Annotated in this window: 18 protein-coding genes; 10 read left to right on the top strand and 8 right to left on the bottom strand. The window is 65.0% G+C overall.

The annotated features are described in order from the left end of the window. Window positions 1–72: 72 nt before the first annotated feature. A complete protein-coding gene (locus DL891_RS01805) occupies window positions 73–390 on the bottom strand; it encodes a DUF2249 domain-containing protein (RefSeq protein WP_111718678.1) in 318 nt (105 codons plus the stop codon). A 90-nt stretch (window positions 391–480) separates the two neighbouring features. Between DL891_RS01805 and DL891_RS01800 the strand changes: the two genes are divergently transcribed. Continuing rightward, window positions 481–978 (top strand): molybdenum cofactor biosynthesis protein B, encoded by a 498-nt coding sequence (locus DL891_RS01800; protein WP_111718677.1) that lies wholly within the window; start codon window positions 481–483, stop codon window positions 976–978. 132 nt (window positions 979–1,110) lie between these two features. On the opposite strand, the gene moaC is transcribed toward DL891_RS01800, so the two are convergent. From moaC to DL891_RS17420, 3 genes are read right to left on the bottom strand one after another with little or no spacing between them, the layout of a single operon-like run. Next, the gene (gene moaC / locus DL891_RS01795) at window positions 1,111–1,614 is read right to left on the bottom strand and encodes a cyclic pyranopterin monophosphate synthase MoaC (RefSeq protein WP_111718676.1); all 504 of its coding nucleotides are present in this window, start codon (window positions 1,612–1,614) and stop codon (window positions 1,111–1,113) included. After that, window positions 1,611–2,912, bottom strand: coding sequence for a gephyrin-like molybdotransferase Glp (gene glp / locus DL891_RS01790; RefSeq protein ID WP_232818957.1), 1,302 nt, complete (start codon window positions 2,910–2,912; stop codon window positions 1,611–1,613). The genes moaC and glp overlap by 4 nt, the downstream gene beginning before the upstream one ends. A gap of 52 nt (window positions 2,913–2,964) precedes the next feature. Continuing rightward, window positions 2,965–3,786, bottom strand: a complete 822-nt coding sequence (locus DL891_RS17420; protein WP_368665612.1) for a haloacid dehalogenase-like hydrolase — start codon at window positions 3,784–3,786, stop codon at window positions 2,965–2,967. Between the two features lie 213 nt (window positions 3,787–3,999). Between DL891_RS17420 and DL891_RS01780 the strand changes: the two genes are divergently transcribed. The 6 genes from DL891_RS01780 (at window position 4,000) to DL891_RS01755 (ending at window position 8,584) form a co-directional block, all read left to right on the top strand. Beyond that, entirely contained in the window at window positions 4,000–4,398 is a 399-nt protein-coding gene (locus DL891_RS01780) for a molybdopterin-binding protein (RefSeq protein ID WP_111718825.1), read from the top strand. Between the two features lie 4 nt (window positions 4,399–4,402). Next, window positions 4,403–5,227, top strand: a complete 825-nt coding sequence (gene modA, locus DL891_RS01775; RefSeq protein ID WP_111718674.1) for a molybdate ABC transporter substrate-binding protein — start codon at window positions 4,403–4,405, stop codon at window positions 5,225–5,227. Continuing rightward, complete coding sequence (locus DL891_RS01770) at window positions 5,227–6,048, top strand: ABC transporter permease (protein WP_111718673.1); 822 nt, start codon at window positions 5,227–5,229, stop codon at window positions 6,046–6,048. Before modA ends, DL891_RS01770 begins: the two co-directional genes overlap by 1 nt. A 5-nt stretch (window positions 6,049–6,053) precedes the next feature. Further along, window positions 6,054–7,433 (top strand): ABC transporter ATP-binding protein, encoded by a 1,380-nt coding sequence (locus DL891_RS01765; RefSeq protein WP_157962352.1) that lies wholly within the window; start codon window positions 6,054–6,056, stop codon window positions 7,431–7,433. Between the two features lie 3 nt (window positions 7,434–7,436). Next, a complete protein-coding gene (locus tag DL891_RS01760) occupies window positions 7,437–8,006 on the top strand; it encodes a 2'-5' RNA ligase family protein (protein ID WP_111718671.1) in 570 nt (189 codons plus the stop codon). A 122-nt stretch (window positions 8,007–8,128) separates the two neighbouring features. Beyond that, window positions 8,129–8,584, top strand: coding sequence for a hypothetical protein (locus tag DL891_RS01755; protein WP_111718670.1), 456 nt, complete (start codon window positions 8,129–8,131; stop codon window positions 8,582–8,584). A 15-nt stretch (window positions 8,585–8,599) separates the two neighbouring features. Here the strand turns inward: DL891_RS01755 and DL891_RS01750 are convergent, their stop codons facing one another. After that, entirely contained in the window at window positions 8,600–9,040 is a 441-nt protein-coding gene (locus DL891_RS01750) for an OsmC family peroxiredoxin (RefSeq protein WP_111718669.1), read from the bottom strand. Between the two features lie 398 nt (window positions 9,041–9,438). Between DL891_RS01750 and moaA the strand changes: the two genes are divergently transcribed. Then, window positions 9,439–10,578, top strand: coding sequence for a GTP 3',8-cyclase MoaA (gene moaA, locus DL891_RS01745; protein WP_198668723.1), 1,140 nt, complete (start codon window positions 9,439–9,441; stop codon window positions 10,576–10,578). Window positions 10,579–10,608: 30 nt separating this feature from the next. After that, the gene (locus DL891_RS01740) at window positions 10,609–10,959 is read left to right on the top strand and encodes a MoaD/ThiS family protein (protein WP_232818956.1); all 351 of its coding nucleotides are present in this window, start codon (window positions 10,609–10,611) and stop codon (window positions 10,957–10,959) included. A gap of 82 nt (window positions 10,960–11,041) precedes the next feature. Here DL891_RS01740 and DL891_RS01735 read toward each other — a convergent pair whose 3' ends face one another. Beyond that, window positions 11,042–11,455: a molybdenum cofactor biosynthesis protein MoaE gene (locus DL891_RS01735; protein WP_111718667.1), complete on the bottom strand. Its 414-nt coding sequence runs from the start codon at window positions 11,453–11,455 to the stop codon at window positions 11,042–11,044. A gap of 95 nt (window positions 11,456–11,550) precedes the next feature. Here DL891_RS01735 and DL891_RS01730 point away from each other — a divergent pair, with 95 nt between their 5' ends. Then, window positions 11,551–13,848: an FdhF/YdeP family oxidoreductase gene (locus tag DL891_RS01730; RefSeq protein WP_111718666.1), complete on the top strand. Its 2,298-nt coding sequence runs from the start codon at window positions 11,551–11,553 to the stop codon at window positions 13,846–13,848. 125 nt (window positions 13,849–13,973) lie between these two features. Here DL891_RS01730 and DL891_RS01725 read toward each other — a convergent pair whose 3' ends face one another. Beyond that, on the bottom strand, window positions 13,974–14,558 hold the full coding sequence (locus DL891_RS01725; protein ID WP_111718665.1) for a hypothetical protein: 585 nt from the start codon (window positions 14,556–14,558) through the stop codon (window positions 13,974–13,976). A 323-nt stretch (window positions 14,559–14,881) separates the two neighbouring features. After that, on the bottom strand, window positions 14,882–16,084 hold the full coding sequence (locus DL891_RS01720) for a ThiF family adenylyltransferase (protein ID WP_232818955.1): 1,203 nt from the start codon (window positions 16,082–16,084) through the stop codon (window positions 14,882–14,884). Window positions 16,085–16,174: the final 90 nt, after the last annotated feature.

The following is a 16,174-nucleotide window of genomic DNA, read 5'->3' as shown; positions in this document are numbered from 1 at the left end:
AGGCTACCTAACATGACAGCCTGACGAAGCGGCCCGACGAAGCGGCCCGACGAAGCGGCCTGAATAGGAAGGTCAGCGACCGGTGCGGGTGAGGCGCAGGCGCCAGACCTCAGGGCCCTCTTCAGCCAACTCCACGTCAAACTGACCGGGTTGGCGCTGCTCGAGCTGGGCGAGCAACGGCGCCGGCATGTGGTTGGCGACCAGTTCCAGGGTGATGCCCACCCCCAGCGAGTCCAGCGCACCGAAGATCGTCGCGTGCCGGATCGCGTGCGGGATCACCCGCGTGTCCAGAACAAGCGCTTCATCGTCGGTGCCACCGCACGCGCATCCGGATGTTGCGGGTGCAGGCTGGTCGGCGGAGGTCTTCAATTCAATCGGCTGGGCAGTCATGTGTCCAGCCTAAGCGCGTTGCCTGAAGATTTCTACAGTATGTCGAATGCGCGGCATGCACACGTGAGGCGGGCCGGATACGGTGGAGCCATGGACACGTCAGAACCAAGGACCGCGGTTGTCATCACCGTCTCCGACCGCAGTGCACGCGGCGAACGAGCGGATGCGTCAGGGCCGCGCGCCGTCGAACTTCTCCAGGAGGCCGGGTTCGCGGTTTCGGCGGCGCGAATCGTTCCCGATGGCGTCGACAGCGTGCGCGGAGCGATCCTGGCCGCGCTCGGTGACGGGGCCCGGTTCGTGGTGACCAGCGGCGGCACCGGCGTCAGCCCGACCGATTTCACCCCGGAGGGCACGCGGCCGCTGCTCACGAAAGAGCTTCCCGGTATCGCCGAATTACTCCGCAGCGAAGGGGCCAAGAAGGCGCCGATGGCTGTGCTCACCCGCGGGCTTGCCGGCATCGCCGGCGACGACTCCCGCACGCTCGTGGTGAACCTACCCGGCTCGGAGAAAGCGGTGCAGGAAGGTCTCGAGGTGCTGCTGCCGCTGGTCGGGCACATTCTTGACCAACTCGACGGCGGCGACCACTGACGCATCAGGGCGTTCAAGGACCGCTCTTACGCGGTCACCGATGCAGTGGGGTGCCTTGTCGTCACTCGATGCGCACTGCCGACGCTGAGGACACTCGAACACGTGGGGCCAACCGCGATCGTTGCAGGCGGGCTACGCGTCGGCCGGCCGGTTCCAATCACCAGAGCGTCCGCCCGACTTCGCCGTGATCTGAACGTTCTCGATCACGGTTGTCTTGTCCATCCCCTTGACCATGTCGACCACGGCGAGGGCTGCGACCGCCACTGCGGTGAGGGCTTCCATCTCGACCCCGGTGCGATCGGCCGTGCGCACAGTTGCGGCCACGAACACTCCGTCGTCGCGCACGTCGAGGTCGACGGTCACCCCGTGCACGCCGATCACATGGGCCAACGGAAGGATCTCCGCCGTGCGTTTGGCGCCCTGGATGCCGGCAACCCGGGCGACCGCCAGAACATCGCCCTTGGGGGCGGTGCCCGAGCGCAGGGCCTCGATCACGGCCGCGCTGCACCGCACGAAACCGGTCGCACTGGCCTCGCGCACTGTCGGAATCTTCGCGGTGACGTCAACCATCCGGGCTCGGCCCGCCGAGTCGAGGTGGGTGAACGGTTGGTCAGGGGTGGTGGCGGGATCGGTCATGGTCTCACCAGCATGACAGTGACGGTGTCTCCCGCGCGAACCTCGTCGACGTCGGCTTCGACGACCGCCAGGGCATCAGCAGCCGCGAGGCTCGCCACAAGATGGGAGCCCGACCCGCCAGCCGCCGATGGGCGCACCGCGGGTGACACGCCTTTCTCCGCGTGAATGGTGACGGGGATGTACTGCCTGCGACCCGGCGGGGTGCGCCATCCGACTGCAGCAACAGCGGGTACCAGCGCCCGTTGCGGCTCGCGGCAGCCCATCATTGTGCGCAGAGCCGGCCTGACGAACACCTCGAACGAGACGAAGGCGCTCACCGGGTTGCCCGGCAGCCCGAAGATCGGGGTGCCGTCGGCCCACACGCCGAAGCCCTGTGGCTTGCCCGGCTGCATCGGCACACGCACAAAACGTACCGAGCCCATTCGGGACAACACCGCCTTGACCACGTCGTACGCGCCCACGCTTACCCCGCCCGAGAGCAGAAAGGCGTCGACCCGGTGGGCGTTGTCGGCGAGTATCCGCTCGAATTCTGCCTCGTCGTCGGACACCGAGCCCAGGTGCACCGCCGTCGCCCCGGCGGCGGTGACAAGGGCGGCGAGCATCAGAGAATTCGAATCGTGGATCTGGCCGTGCTTGAGCGGCTCCCCGGCTTTCACCAATTCGCTTCCCGTCGACAACACGCCCACCCGCGGCGCCGGATAAACCATGAGGTCGGCGTGCCCGGTCGAGGCGGCTGCGGCGATGTGGCGAGCGGTGACCTCGTCGCCGGCAGTCAGCACGAGTCCGCCCGGTTCGACATCGCCCCCGGCCAGGCGCAGGTGAGCCCCAGCCGCGGCAGGGCGTGTGATTGTCACCGTCTCAACACCGCCGTCGGTGTCTTCGACGGGCACAATGGCGGTGGCTCCCGCCGGCATCGGGGCACCGGTCATGATCCGGGCTGCCTGCCCGGGCACGAGCAACGGATCTTCGTCGGTACCCGCCGCGAGGTCGGCGACCACCAGAAGGGTGACGGGCGACTCCGCACTGGCGGTGGCCACATCGGTATCGATGACTGCATACCCGTCCATCGCGGAATTGTCGAAGCCGGGCACTCGCACCAGTGCGTTCACGTCGGCGGCGAGGGTGAGTCCCAAGGCTTCCGCCAACGGGATCCGAACAGGTTCTGTGGTCGACACTGTGGCGAGGATGGTTGCCAGGTGGTCCTCGATCGACACCGGTGTTCCCGGGGCGGGAAGCCCGGTGTGCGCAGCTGCGGTGCCCGCGGGGGAGACGTGCGGATGACTATCTGAATTGCTCACGATTCCCACCCTAGTATCCCCGTGAGCGGTTTCTCCGGCCGTCCCCGGCCCGCTATCGATGAGTGCCGAGGACGCTGGCCAGAATGGCCTCGGAATCGAGCAGATCTGGCAAAGCCACCGTTGCGCCGGCGGCAGCCAGTTCGGCGACGCTGAAGCCACCGTTCGCAACCCCGATCGCGTTCGCGCCGGCATTCAGCGCGGCCTCGATATCCAGCGGAGTGTCGCCAATCAGCACTATGTCCTGGCCCCCAAAAACATGGCCATATTTTGCTTCGGCGGCCGCGACAGCGATCCGAACCAGATCGGCGCGAATCTCGTGGTGATCACCGAATGCGGCCACATCGAGGTCCAGGTAGGCCGACGCGCCGATACTGTCCACCTTGATCCTCCCGATTCGCCGAAGATTACCGGAGAGTACAGATTGGATGATCCCGCCTTCTGTGCTGAGACGTTCAAGCGCCCGGAGAGCCCCCGGCAGTGCCCTTCCGCCATGTTCCACCAGGTTCTCGTTCCGTTGCTCAACGAGCGCCGCAACGAGCTCTTGAAGCTCATCCTGACGAGCTTCCTGCCCGGGGGCGCCCTTGCGGATGAGATCGCCCAGTATTGCGCGGTCGGTGCGGCCGGCGAACGAGATATCTGTCGGTGCGTCTTCCGAGAACAGTCGCTTGAAAGCCAGATCAATCGACGAATGGCCAAACCCGGCCGGGTCGAGCAGGGTGTAGTCCAAGTCCCACAGGACAAGCTTGCGCGCCGGTGTCCGTGGCGCTGTTCGCTGCGCGATATCCGACTCCGTCTCTTCATGAATCCCAATCAGGGTTTCCGCTGAATCTATCGCAACGCCCACAGTGTTTCTTGAAGGGGCACGAAGGGCCATGCGGTGAGCGATGCAGTCAGAGAATCTCACCCGAATGCAGGCCTCCACCGGCCGGACCAGATCTGCAGGTCCGCGAGTCTCGCATCGGGCTGGATCCCACACGGCCGACCGGGGTGAAGTTCTATGCTGTGCATTCGCGCCGGTAGTATCGTATCCGAATCTTCCGACATTCGGGATGGATTCTCCCGCATTCGCGATGATATCGTCGTGGTTATGACGCATTATCGGATTGGTGAGGCTGCAGAACTGCTCGGTGTGAGCGACGACACCGTGCGGCGTTGGATCGCCGCCGGTCTGGTTCCGGCTGAGGAGGACGCCTCGGGCAGGCAGGTGATCCTCGGCGCCGACCTCGCGGCGCGCGCCCAAGAGGTGGCGAACGCCGCTGAAGACCGCACCCAGGTGAGCCGCAGCGCACGCAACCGGTTCGTGGGCATTGTCACCGGCATACTTTCTGACACCGTGATGTCCCAAGTCGAGATGCAGTGCGGCCCCAACCGGGTCGTCTCGTTGATGTCGAGTGAAGCCGTGCGCGATCTCGGACTCGAGGTCGGGTCTCGCGCAGTTGCCGTGGTGAAGGCCACCATGGTCATCGTCGAAACCCAACAGGAGTGACCCCATGGCCCCAATCCGTCGTCTCGCCATTATCGCCTCCGCGGCAGCCCTGTTTCTGGTCTCCGGCTGCTCTGCGGCCTCTGCGCCGCCGAACGACGCCCCGGCGTCTCAGAACCCGGCCGTCGAGACTCCGGCGGCCGCCGATGAACTCAGCGGTGACCTCACCATTTTTGCTGCCGCCTCGCTCACGGCGAGCTTCACCCAATTGGCTGATGTGTTCATGGCGCAACATCCGGGGGTCACCATCCCCCCGATCACCTTCGACGGGTCATCAACCCTGGTCACACAGTTGACCGAGGGAGCACCCGCGGATGTATTCGCATCAGCCGACCAGGCGAACATGACCAGGGCCGACAAGGCGGGCATGCTTGCCGTCCCCGCGACCGACTTTGCCAGCAATACGATGGCGATCGCGGTGCAGCCCGGCAACCCCAAGAACATCACCTCCCTGGCCGATCTCGTCGCCCCCGGCCTGCAGGTCGTGCTCTGCGCACCCGAAGTGCCGTGCGGCGCGGTGGCCAACACTTTGCTCACAGACGACGGGGTGAATCTGACCCCGGTGAGCGAGGAACAGAACGTCAAGGCGGTCGTCACCAAGGTGCAACTGGGCGAAGCCGATGCCGGGCTCGTCTACACCACGGATGTGCGTGCGGCTGATGGCGCCATCGACGGCGTGCCGATTGCGAGTGCGGAGAAAGCGGCGAACAGCTACCCGATCGCTGTGCTCGCGAACGCACCGAACCCAACCGTGGCAAACGCCTTCGTGCAATTCGCTCTGTCGGCGGAAGCCCAGCAGATCCTTGCCGGCTACGGCTTCGGAAAACCCTGATGTCCAGCGCCTTGCGCCACACCCCGGTAGCCCCTGGAAAGATTCCGCGGCTGCTGTATATTCCAGCTGTTATCGGGTTGGCCCTGTTGACCCTGCCGATCCTTGGCATGTTTCTGCGAGTGGACTGGCGAACGGTGCCGTCTGCAATCACGTCGCCCGAAGCGGTCAGTGCTCTTCTGCTCTCGCTGAAGACGGCGTCGCTCGCGACCGTGATCTGTCTCATCGTGGGCATCCCGCTGGCGTTGGTCATCGCACGCAGCAGCCGCAGGCTCGGCGGTGTGCTGCGCGCTGTCACAACGCTTCCGCTCGTTTTGCCGCCGCTGGTGGGCGGTATCGCGCTGCTCTATCTGCTCGGACGAAACGGACTGCTGGGCGCGGTGCTCGACGCCGGGTTCGGCATTCGCATTCCATTCACGACTGCGGCCGTGGTGATCGCGCAGTCGTTCGTGGCACTGCCGTTCCTCGTGATCTCAGTCGAAGGGGCGTTCCGCACCGCAGGCATCCGGTTCGAATCGGTGGCCGCCACCCTGGGTGCAGGCCGCTGGACGGTGTTCCGCCGCATCACCCTGCCGCTGGTCACCCCCGGAATCCTTGCCGGAACCGTGCTCTGCTTCGCGCGCGCCCTCGGGGAGTTCGGGGCCACCGCCCTGTTCGCCGGCAACGCCGCCGGTGTCACCCGCACCATGCCGTTGGCGATCTACACGGCATTCAACGGAGCCGGGGTCAGCCAGGATTCCGCAGTTGCGCTCTCGCTGCTGTTGGTCGTGGTCGCGATCGTCATTCTGCTGCTGATGCGAAGTTGGCGTGGGGCCCCGCAATGAGTGGGGTGGCGCACACCTCGGTGCGAGCAGGGACCGGGCAGTCTGCGGTCGGCGAGTCGCCGGAACGTGAAATGATTGCGACCGTGACCGAAGACGAGCATGCCGCTGCGCTTGACGCCTCGATTCTCGTGCGGCGTGGTGACTTCGTGCTGGATGTCCGACTGCGGGTCGAGCCGGGGGAGATCGTTGCATTGCTCGGGCCGAATGGGTGCGGAAAGTCGACCTTCCTCCACGCCGTGGCAGGGCTGCTCCCTCTCGAGTCGGGCACCGTGACAACTGCCGGCCGAGTGCTCAGCCATCGCGATGTCGGAAGGGAGGGCGCGAAGGCGGGCCCCGGCAGAAGCCACCCAACTGTGCAGGTGGAACCCGAGCATCGGGGGATCGGGCTACTCGGTCAGGATCCGCTTCTGTTCCCGCACTTGAGCGCGATGGAGAATATCGCATTCGGGCGCCGCGCCCAGGGAGTGCCGAAGGCCGCGGCGCGGCGGGAATCGCTCGATTGGCTCCAGGCGGTGCAGCTGCCCGAGTTCTCCGAACGAAGGCCCGCCCAGCTCTCCGGCGGCCAGCAACAGCGGGTAGCGATTGCCCGGGCACTCGCCGCCCATCCGTCGCTGCTGCTGCTGGATGAGCCGATGGCAGCGCTCGACGTACAGTCGGCTCCGCAGATCCGACTACTTCTGCGCGAGCAATTGGGGCGCAGCGGCACGGCCGCTGTGCTGGTCACCCACGATGTGCTCGACGCGATCGTTTTGGCCGATCGGATCGTGATCCTCGATGACGGGCGCATCGTCGACCAGGGTGTGACGACCGAGGTTCTGGCGAGGCCGCGCAACCGCTTCGTCGCCGATCTTGTCGGTGTGAACCTGGTGACGGGTGTCCTGGCTTCCGGCGAGTTGACGGCCACCGACCCAGAGGGCAACACCGCGATGAGGCTGTCGGACGGCCGGTTGCTGCAGGGGCACGCTTCGGCGGGCCGAGTCCCGGCGAGGAGCCGCACCGGCGCGCCGAGTGAAAAATCGGCGGAGGCGCCGGCGGGAAGACCGGCGCGGGCTGGTGGTGTGGTGCACGGAGTCTTTCGCCCGGCGGCGGTGAGGGTCGAACGCGCCGACGTGATTCGCGAGGCACCGGGATCGGCCTCGGCTGCGCCTTCATCGCCCGGTGCGCCTGAAGCTCCCCGATTCCTAGCCGTGGACAACCGATGGGCCGCCACTGTGATTGCGCTTGAGCCGGTGAGCGGAGGCATCCGAATCCGCACCGACGACCCGGCCGGAATTCTGGCCGAACTGACCGCCGTCGAGGTTGCGGCACTCGACCTTGAACCGGGTTGCTGCGTGCACCTCAGTGTCGCGCCTGGCGACGTGGCGATCCACCCGGCCACGCCGTGAGCCATGCCTGATCGTGCGGGCCGATGGAGCGCGCGGATTCCTCGTCACCGCCGTGCCCCCGCGAACTTCAACTCTGAAAATCGACCCCTGACACGCCTGGTCATCGTGCTGCCGCTGGTGCCGTTGCGCACCGGCGACAGCTTCGCGGTGTCGGACTGGCCGCTGCACATCACCGTGCTGCCACCATTCGCGACTGCGGCTCCCGCGAGTGAGATTGCTGAGGCGATGTCAGCGGTGGCCCACGCGGTGCCCGCCATCGCGGGCACAGCCGGGCCAGACGCGATGTTCGGCCGACGCCACAATGTTCTCGTGACCCTCGTCGAGGAGAACGAACCGCTGAATGCGATGCACCGGGCGCTGGTGGCAGCGGTCCGACCTTTTGCCGCGGCTCCCGACGAACGAGCGTTCACCGGCTCCGGGTTCAGGCCGCACATCACTATCAAGAACAGCAGTCGAGCGCACGACGGCGACCGTCTCGTGCTGACGCAGATCTCGCTGGTCGATATGGCGCCCCGGGCCGCATCGAGTGGGCGAACTGTTCTCGCCACTGCCGCCCTTCGACCCACGCCGTGATCGCATTCCCGAAGACGATGTCGGGTCGAATGCTGAACGCTGAAAAACCCTCTGGCCGTCCAGTCGCTCCCGTGGGCCCTCATTCCGAGCGCCCGGCGGATGCGTGCTCGTAGCATGGAATCATGCAGAAACAGACCGCCGAACGAATATTCATCACTCTCGGAATGCTGTTCGTGGTGGTGGGAGGTCTGATCTCTGCGGCAACCGCCTCCGCACCGAGCCAGCGCACGATGTGGCTGGTCGCCTATCTGGTATTGATCGGCGGTGCGGCGCAGATCGGGCTCGGCTACGGGCAGTCCAAACTGGCCGATGAGAGCCCCAGCCGGCGACGCGTGGTCGGCGAGTTGCTCGCATTCAACCTGGGCAACGCGGCGGTGATCACCGGAACCTTCATCGTGCAGCCATTCCTCGTTGATGCCGGCGGGGCTGCCATCGTCCTCTCGCTCATACTTTTCTGGATGGGGGCACGGGGAAGCCAACGACGTGGTTGGTTGCGTTTCACCTACGTCATTCTGGTGGCAGTGCTCGTCGTGAGCATCCCGGTCGGCCTCGCGCTGGCACACGTGCGCGCCGGCTGAGCCCCGATGCGTGACTCAGCCTTGGAGAGTGGCCGAAACCGTGATGTTGGCACCGGCGAACAACCGGGAGATCGGACAGATCCCGGCGGCTTCGTCGACGATGCCCTGAAAACTTGCGGCATCCGTTCCGGGAACCTCTCCGTTCACCGTGATCGCGGAAGAGACCACCGTCGGCACCCCGTCGACCTCGTCGAGGGTCACCGCGGCCTCGACGGTCAGCTTCGTCGGAGTGAGCTTGTGTTCGCCCAGTGCGAGCGAAAGGGCCATCGAGAAGCAGGATGAGTGGGCTGCCGCAGCCAGCTCCTCCGGGCTCGTCTTACCTCCGGGCTGTTCGGTGCGCGCCGCCCACGTCACAGGCAGGGTGCCCAGTGCGTCGGTCGCGCCCGTGACGGTTCCGCTGCCCGAGGCGAGCGAACCTTCCCAAACTGTTTGCGCTGTGCGTACTGCGATGGGCATGAAGTTCTCCTCGTGTTAGTGGCCACAGCGCACGTGAATCCCAAGACGAGACCGGGCCCATGGCACCAAATCAGCTGTCGTACGAGGTGGGGTTCTCCACCCGCTGCGCGACAGCCCTCATTTCGAGCGTACCACCGGGGTTTTCGCTTCTGACGGACAGTTCCCTCGCGGATCCCGGGCGGGACGGGGTGCTGCGGATGCGGAGCGGGGGCCTTATCCCACCACTAGGAATCGCGTTTTCGAGAGATGAGGCTCCGAGCTGAGGACAAGCACTGTGAAAAATCTGGTGATACAGCGCCGGAATCCATTTCAGGCAGGAGCGTCGCCGCATCCGGAACCGGCCGGTCGATGATCAGGTGCACACTGTACGGTAGGGAGTATTCGGAGGGAGCTGCGTGATGAAGGAACGGGTCATAATCGAGCCGCGCCGCGACGGCCCTCGCTTCTTCACCCGTGTCTCCCAGATTCCGACCGAACTCGAGGCGCCGACCGGCACCGTGAACGATGCGCTGGGGCGGCCACTTCATGACCTGCGCATCTCGGTCACCGACCGGTGCAACTTTCGTTGCGTCTACTGCATGCCGAAAGAGATCTTCGGCCGCGACTTCGAATTCTTGCCGAAACAGATGCTGCTCACTTTCGATGAGATCACCCGCGTCGCTCGCGTTGCGGCCGCCCACGGCGTGGAGAAACTGCGCCTGACGGGTGGTGAACCCCTGTTGCGCGTCGGCATCGAGGAACTGATCGCCCAGTTGCGCGAGCTGCGCACCCCCGACGGCCGGCCGCTCGACCTGGCGCTGACCACCAATGGTTCAGCCCTCGCCAAGAAGGCGCAGGCGTTGAAGGATGCCGGGCTCAACCGGGTGACCGTGTCGCTCGACTCACTCGACGATGCCACTTTCCGTGCGATCAACGACATCGACTTCCCGGTGCAGCGCGTACTGCACGGCATCGAGGTCGCCGATGCGGTTGGCCTCGGCCCGGTCAAGATCAACATGGTGGTGAAGAAGGGTGCCAACGACCACGACATTGTTCCGATGGCGCGCCATTTCAAGGACACCGGCCACATTCTGCGATTCATCGAGTTCATGGATGTCGGCACGACCAACGGCTGGAAGATGGGCGAGGTGGTTCCCTCAGCCGAGGTGATCCGTCGCATTAACGCCGAGATGCCGCTTGAGGAAGTGGCCCCGAACTACACCGGTGAGGTGTCTGCCCGCTGGCGGTATGCCGACGGTGGCGGAGAGGTCGGGGTGATCTCCAGTGTCACCCAGGCCTTCTGCGGAACCTGCAGTCGGGTGCGACTGTCCACCGAAGGCAAGTTGTTCACCTGCCTGTTCGCCACGAACGGCCACGACCTGCGCGCATTGATGCGTGGCGGATGTACCGACGACGAGCTCTCGACCGTGCTGGCGCACCTGTGGCGCGCCCGCGGCGACCGGTACTCCGAGCAACGCAGCGAGGAGATGGCGACCCGGTCGACCCGGCCGAAGGGCTCCGGGCCCAAGAGAATTGAAATGTCTTATATTGGGGGCTGAGACCCAGACGGGAAAGGTCGGTGAGTTTCGATGAGTTCCAGTGACGCAGCTGTCGTTGAAAAGGCTGCGGCTGAAAAGACTGCGGCTGAAAAGGCTGCGGTTGGAAAGGCTGTAGTCGAAAAGACTGCGGTCGAGATGAACGTGCACGTTCGGTATTTTGCCGCGGCAGCAGACGCCGCCGGGAGTGAGGATGAGATGATCCTTATGAATGCGGGGTCAACGCTCGGTGAGCTGAAAGCAGAGCTCACGCGCCGCTACGGTCCCGATATGGAACAGGTTGTTCGAACCGGCTCGTTCCTGGTCGACAAAGTGGTGCGCCGCGACCTCGACTGGCCGGTGTCGAGCCAGGTTGATGTGTTGCCGCCCTTTGCCGGCGGCTGAGGCGACGCCTGAACCCGACGCCTGAACCCCGCAACCTAACCCTGCGTCTGGCTCCCCCTGTTCAGCGCGGAGATTGGCCGCCCTACAGGCCGACCCATTCGGATATGCCACCCACATAGTGCTGGCGCTTCCAGATCGGCACCGTGAGCTTGATCTGCTCCACCACCTCTGCGCAGGCGTCGAACGCCTCTTTGCGGTGCGCTGCGGCGACCGCCGCGTAGAGGGCGATATCGCCGATCGCGAGTTCGCCGACGCGGTGGGCAGCGGCAATTGTCAGCCCGGAGGATTCCATCACGCCGCGCACCGTCTCGGCCATGATGTCCTGTGCATCCGGATGTGCCCGGTAGTCCAGCGACAACACGTTGCGACCGCCATCGTGGTTGCGCACAACCCCGCAGAACAGCACGAGCGCACCCGATTCCGGCGCTTCGACCGCACGCCTGACCGCGGCTTCATCGATCGGTTCAGCGGTGATCAAGGCTGTCCATTGCTGCATGCTTCGAGCCTAGGCCATGCGGTTGTGGGAAGATCGTTGAAGTGCTCGCCGACCTATCAGCGGTCGGCGACGCTTGGTGGGGAAGGACCTGAAGTATGACCGGCACGGCTCCGATCGATGATGTCAGCGACGCGCAGATCGAGGTGACTGCACCGAAGACCGCGGCGGCCGGCATTCCCGGCATCATGCACTCCATGGTTCCTGCGATCGGCGGCATGGGGTTGGGTCGAACCGCGAAGCTGCTCACCACGATGAACCACAAGGGCGGGTTCGACTGCATGAGTTGCGCGTGGCCCGACCCCGAGCACCGAAAGATCGCCGAGTTCTGTGAGAACGGCGCCAAGGCGGTCACTTGGGAAGCCACTCCCCTGACTATTCCGACCTCCTTCTGGGAGACACACCCGATTCAGGAGTTGCTCTCCAAGAGCGAATACTGGCTGGGCCAACAGGGCCGGCTGGTCGAGCCGGTGTACAAGGCTAAGGGCGAGGACCACTACCAGCCGATCAGCTGGGATGACGCGTTCGCGCTGATCGCCGACCGATTGAACGCCCTCGCCTCACCGAACGAGGCCGCCTTCTACACCAGTGGGCGCACCTCGAACGAAACAGCCTTCATCTATCAGCTGTTCGTCAGGGCATTCGGCACCAACAACCTGCCCGACTGTTCCAACATGTGCCACGAATCCACCGGACTGGCGATGGGGGAGACGATCGGCGTCGGCAAAGCGACCATCGGCTACGACGATTTCGAGAAGTCTGACCTGATCATCATCATGGGCCAGAACCCCGGAACGAACCACCCGCGCATGCTGACCGCGCTGGAGGATGCCAAGAAGGCGGGTGCCCAGATCGTCGCGGTCAACCCGCTGCCGGAGGCCGGGCTCATCCGTTACAAGAACCCGCAGACCGTGCGCGGCCTGGTCGGCACGGGAACCCAGCTGGCCGACCAGTTCTTGCAGGTGCGCCTCGGCGGCGACATGGCCCTCCTGCAGGCGGTCTCCAAGCGGGTGCTCGCGGCCGAGAGGGCAAACCCCGGCACGGTGCTCGACCGCGAGTTCCTCGACCGCCACTGCCTGGGGCTCGCCGAGTTCGAACGCCATCTCGACGATCTCGACGAGGCGGACGTGCTCGCCGCGACCGGGCTGACGGTGGCCCAGATCGATGAGCTCGCAGACAGGTACGTGGCCGCCGACAATGTGATCATCACCTGGGCGATGGGACTCACGCAGCACAAGAAGGCCGTTCCCACGATCAAAGAGATCATGAACCTGCTGTTTCTTCGCGGCAACATCGGCAAGCCCGGCGCCGGCGCATCGCCGATTCGCGGCCATAGCAACGTTCAGGGCGACCGCACGATGGGCATCTGGGAGAAGATGCCCGAACCGTTCATGGATGCTCTCGAAGCCGAGTTCGGCTTCCCGGTGCCTCGCGACCACGGTGTCGACAGCGTTCAGGGCATCAGGGACATGCGCGAAGGCCGGATCAAGGTCTGGTTCGCCATGGGCGGCAACATGGTGGCCGCCATCTCCGACTCGGCCGCCGCGGAGAAGGCGATGCAGAATACGGCCCTGACGGTGCAGGTGTCGACGAAGCTCAATCGGTCGCACGCGGTGGTGGGCGACGAGGCGTTGATCCTGCCGACTCTCGGACGAACCGAGATCGACCGGCAGGCCGGCGGGGAGCAGTTCATCTCGGTGGAGGACACCGCCTGCGCCGTGCGCCCCTCGCGCGGGCAGGTCGAACCGGTGGCTTCGGGAATGCTCTCGGAGGTGGCCATCGTGTCCAGGCTGGCGGCCGCTGTTCTCGGCGACCGGGTCGCCGTCGACTGGGCCGGCTTCGAGCGTGACTACGACACGATTCGCGAGCACATCGCCCGGGTGGTGCCGGATTGCGAAGACTATAACCGGCGCATCCGGCAGCCGGGCGGGTTCATCCTCGCCCACGGGCCGCGTGACTCGCGCACGTTCCCGACGCCCGCCGGCAAGGCCATGATCACGGTCAACGAGCTGGAGCACCTGGAGTGCCCGCCGGGGCGCCTGATCCTGCAGACCATCCGTTCGCATGATCAGTTCAACACCACGATCTACAGCTTGAACGACCGCTACCGGGGAGTGAAGAAGGGCCGCGATGTGATCTTCGTCAATCCCGACGACGTGCGTGAGCTCGGGCTCGCCGACGGGCAGAAGGTCGACGTATTCAGCGAGTTTCCCGGGGATGAGGACCGTGAGCTGCGGGGCCTGCGAGTGATCTCGTATCCGACGCCACGAGGTTGCGCCGCCGCCTACTTTCCGGAGGCCAACGTGTTGGTTCCACTGGGGAGCACGGCCGAAGGCAGCAACACGCCGGCGTCGAAGTCCGTGGTGATCCGACTGGAGCCCGCGACAGAGAAGTGACCCCGCCGGTTCACGGTCATGACCCTGATTCGGCGAGGTCGCCCTGTGGTTCGCTCACACGTGCGTGATCTCATGATATTTGGTGACGCTGTGCGGCAATCGCTGTGTGAACGTGGCTGCCAGGTTCAGAGCGGCAGGGTCCAAGCGAGAGAGAAGTTGAACGCGGTGGCGATCATCAGGTACATCAGCCAGGCCCCTGTGATGAGGTGCCAGAAGCCCAGTGCCCGCTCGCCCATCTTCATCCCGATGGAGGCGAAGAAGTCGCTGAAGTAAATCAGAGCCAGGCCGACGAACAAGAGACCCACGGGCCAGTCCCCGGCGACGAAGAAGACCACGGCGCCCACGACTGAGATGATGAAGAACGCCACGCACATGCCGGCGTTCGGGCGAGCGTCGCTGCCCTGCCAGCGGTTGAAGCCGAGGGCAAACCAGTGAATGCCATATGCGGTGAAGGCCAGAGCGGCCATGTAGAGTGGCGCCTCTTTGAAGACTTGGAACCAGGTCATGCCGATGAACAGGATCAGCCCGGCGACCAACTGACAGAGGCCGGGTAGAAAGATGCCCCAGATTCCGGTTGACTTGTCGACTCTCTCATCTCGCTTGGGCCAGCCGAACAACTCTTGCGGGCCGTAGATGAGATAGCCGGTGCCGAGGCCGAAAAAACCGATGGCTAGCGGCGCGTATGCGGATGCTTGAAATACGAGATCCATGAGAATCCTCCGGAGCTGCTCTTCAATGAATTACTTTTGGATTGGATGCCCCCGTTTTTTACGATAGGCCCTTATCAGCGCACTGCCAAGGAACATTCAGCCTCCGTCGGAGCACCCGCGAAATCTACGGATCCGACGGAGGAAGTTCGTCTCGAAGCCCGACCCCTTCGAGGCTTCTTAAGCTCACGCGTGAGGGCTCAAGACGGTCGCGGCGCCACCCCTCAGTCAGCGTGAAAGAACGAAGCTGCAGGGCGACGTGCGCCCTGACTTTGCGTCAGTCACGATTCCGTGCAGGGGCTTGAATGCTTGGAGTTGCGACCCGCTCAGTAGCGGGTGAGTGCAGGATCGACAAGAGTGGCGTACGCGTCGACGCCTCCGTCGAGGTGTCGCACATTGCTGAAGCCTCGGCTCTGCAGAAGATCGAGCGCCATGCGAGAGCGGGTGCCGTGGTGGCAGTAAACAACGACCGGCACATCGGTGCGAATGCGATCCAATGAGCCCACCAGGGCTCCGAGCGGGATCACCTCAGCGTCGGGCAGGCACACGATCTTCGCCTCGAACAACTCGCGCACGTCGACCAGTTGAATCGGTGACCTGTTCGCCAGGTGCCGGGACAATGTCTGGACGTCGATCGTGTCATCGGCGCCATCGGCCCGGTCAGCCGCATCATCGTGTGCCGTGTGGGGAGCCGATCCGCTGCAGAACAGTTCGTAGTCGATCAGTTCAGTGATCGGGGCGGCATCCGGGTCCCGACCGTACTCCAGCTCGCGATAGCGGCCGCTCAGGGCGTCATAGGTGGTCACTCGGCCGATCAGCAGGTCACCGATGCCGGTGATGATCTTGATCGCCTCGCCGCACATGATGGCGCCGATCACCGCGCAGACCGTTGGCAGCACGCCACCGTCAGCGCAGTTGAGAATTTCGTCGGGGCCGGGCGGGGAAGGGAACAGGTCGCGGTAGGTTGGCCCGTGATCGGCCCAGGAAACCGAGGCCTGGCCGCTGTAGCGCAGAATGGCTCCCCAGACCAGTGGCTTGTGGGCGAGAGCAGCCGCGTCATTGGTGAGATAGCGCGTGGGGAAGTTGTCGCTGCCGTCCATCACCAGGTCGTAGCCGTCGAGCAGGTCTCGTGCATTGTGTGAGTCCAGGCGCAGATCATGGCGATGGAATCGAACGTTGGGGTCGATCGCGGCAACCGTGTCAGCGATCGAGTCGACCTTGCTGCGGCCGATATCGCGCATGCCGTGGGCGACCTGGCGGTGCAGGTTCGAGGGCTCGACCACGTCTGAGTCGATCACTCCGATCGTGCCGACGCCGGCGGCGGCCAGGTAGGGGACACTGGCGCTCCCGAGTCCTCCGGCCCCGACCACCAGCACCCGGGCGTTTGCAAGGCGACGTTGGGCGATCTCGCCGAAGCCCGGCATCAGCAACTGCCGGCTGAATCGGGCGAGACGCTCGGGTGTCAACGGCGGTCCGGCGGCGACCAACGGCGCGCTGTGCCCGGTGTGGGGCATCCTCGGCGTGGTCATAGAGCCTCCTGGTGCCCGCTGCCGGACAGCTTCTGCGTGAGTCAACTCTACGCGCCCGTTGGCGGGGCGGGGACCGGGCATTGGCCCATG

It is taken from the genome of Homoserinimonas sp. OAct 916 (assembly GCF_003260275.1).
Lineage (GTDB): Bacteria > Actinomycetota > Actinomycetes > Actinomycetales > Microbacteriaceae > OACT-916.
This window is presented reverse-complemented; position numbering and strand designations above follow the sequence as displayed.

Coding starts and splice junctions, on each gene's coding strand:
- DL891_RS01805 (WP_111718678.1), bottom strand. CDS start 390: ATGACTGCCCAGCCGATTGAATTGAAGACCTCCGCCGACCAGCCTGCA.
- DL891_RS01800 (WP_111718677.1), top strand. CDS start 481: ATGGACACGTCAGAACCAAGGACCGCGGTTGTCATCACCGTCTCCGAC.
- moaC (WP_111718676.1), bottom strand. CDS start 1,614: ATGACCGATCCCGCCACCACCCCTGACCAACCGTTCACCCACCTCGAC.
- DL891_RS17420 (WP_368665612.1), bottom strand. CDS start 3,786: ATGGCCCTTCGTGCCCCTTCAAGAAACACTGTGGGCGTTGCGATAGAT.
- DL891_RS01780 (WP_111718825.1), top strand. CDS start 4,000: ATGACGCATTATCGGATTGGTGAGGCTGCAGAACTGCTCGGTGTGAGC.
- modA (WP_111718674.1), top strand. CDS start 4,403: ATGGCCCCAATCCGTCGTCTCGCCATTATCGCCTCCGCGGCAGCCCTG.
- DL891_RS01770 (WP_111718673.1), top strand. CDS start 5,227: ATGTCCAGCGCCTTGCGCCACACCCCGGTAGCCCCTGGAAAGATTCCG.
- DL891_RS01760 (WP_111718671.1), top strand. CDS start 7,437: ATGCCTGATCGTGCGGGCCGATGGAGCGCGCGGATTCCTCGTCACCGC.
- DL891_RS01755 (WP_111718670.1), top strand. CDS start 8,129: ATGCAGAAACAGACCGCCGAACGAATATTCATCACTCTCGGAATGCTG.
- DL891_RS01750 (WP_111718669.1), bottom strand. CDS start 9,040: ATGCCCATCGCAGTACGCACAGCGCAAACAGTTTGGGAAGGTTCGCTC.
- moaA (WP_198668723.1), top strand. CDS start 9,439: ATGAAGGAACGGGTCATAATCGAGCCGCGCCGCGACGGCCCTCGCTTC.
- DL891_RS01740 (WP_232818956.1), top strand. CDS start 10,609: ATGAGTTCCAGTGACGCAGCTGTCGTTGAAAAGGCTGCGGCTGAAAAG.
- DL891_RS01735 (WP_111718667.1), bottom strand. CDS start 11,455: ATGCAGCAATGGACAGCCTTGATCACCGCTGAACCGATCGATGAAGCC.
- DL891_RS01730 (WP_111718666.1), top strand. CDS start 11,551: ATGACCGGCACGGCTCCGATCGATGATGTCAGCGACGCGCAGATCGAG.
- DL891_RS01725 (WP_111718665.1), bottom strand. CDS start 14,558: ATGGATCTCGTATTTCAAGCATCCGCATACGCGCCGCTAGCCATCGGT.
- DL891_RS01720 (WP_232818955.1), bottom strand. CDS start 16,084: ATGACCACGCCGAGGATGCCCCACACCGGGCACAGCGCGCCGTTGGTC.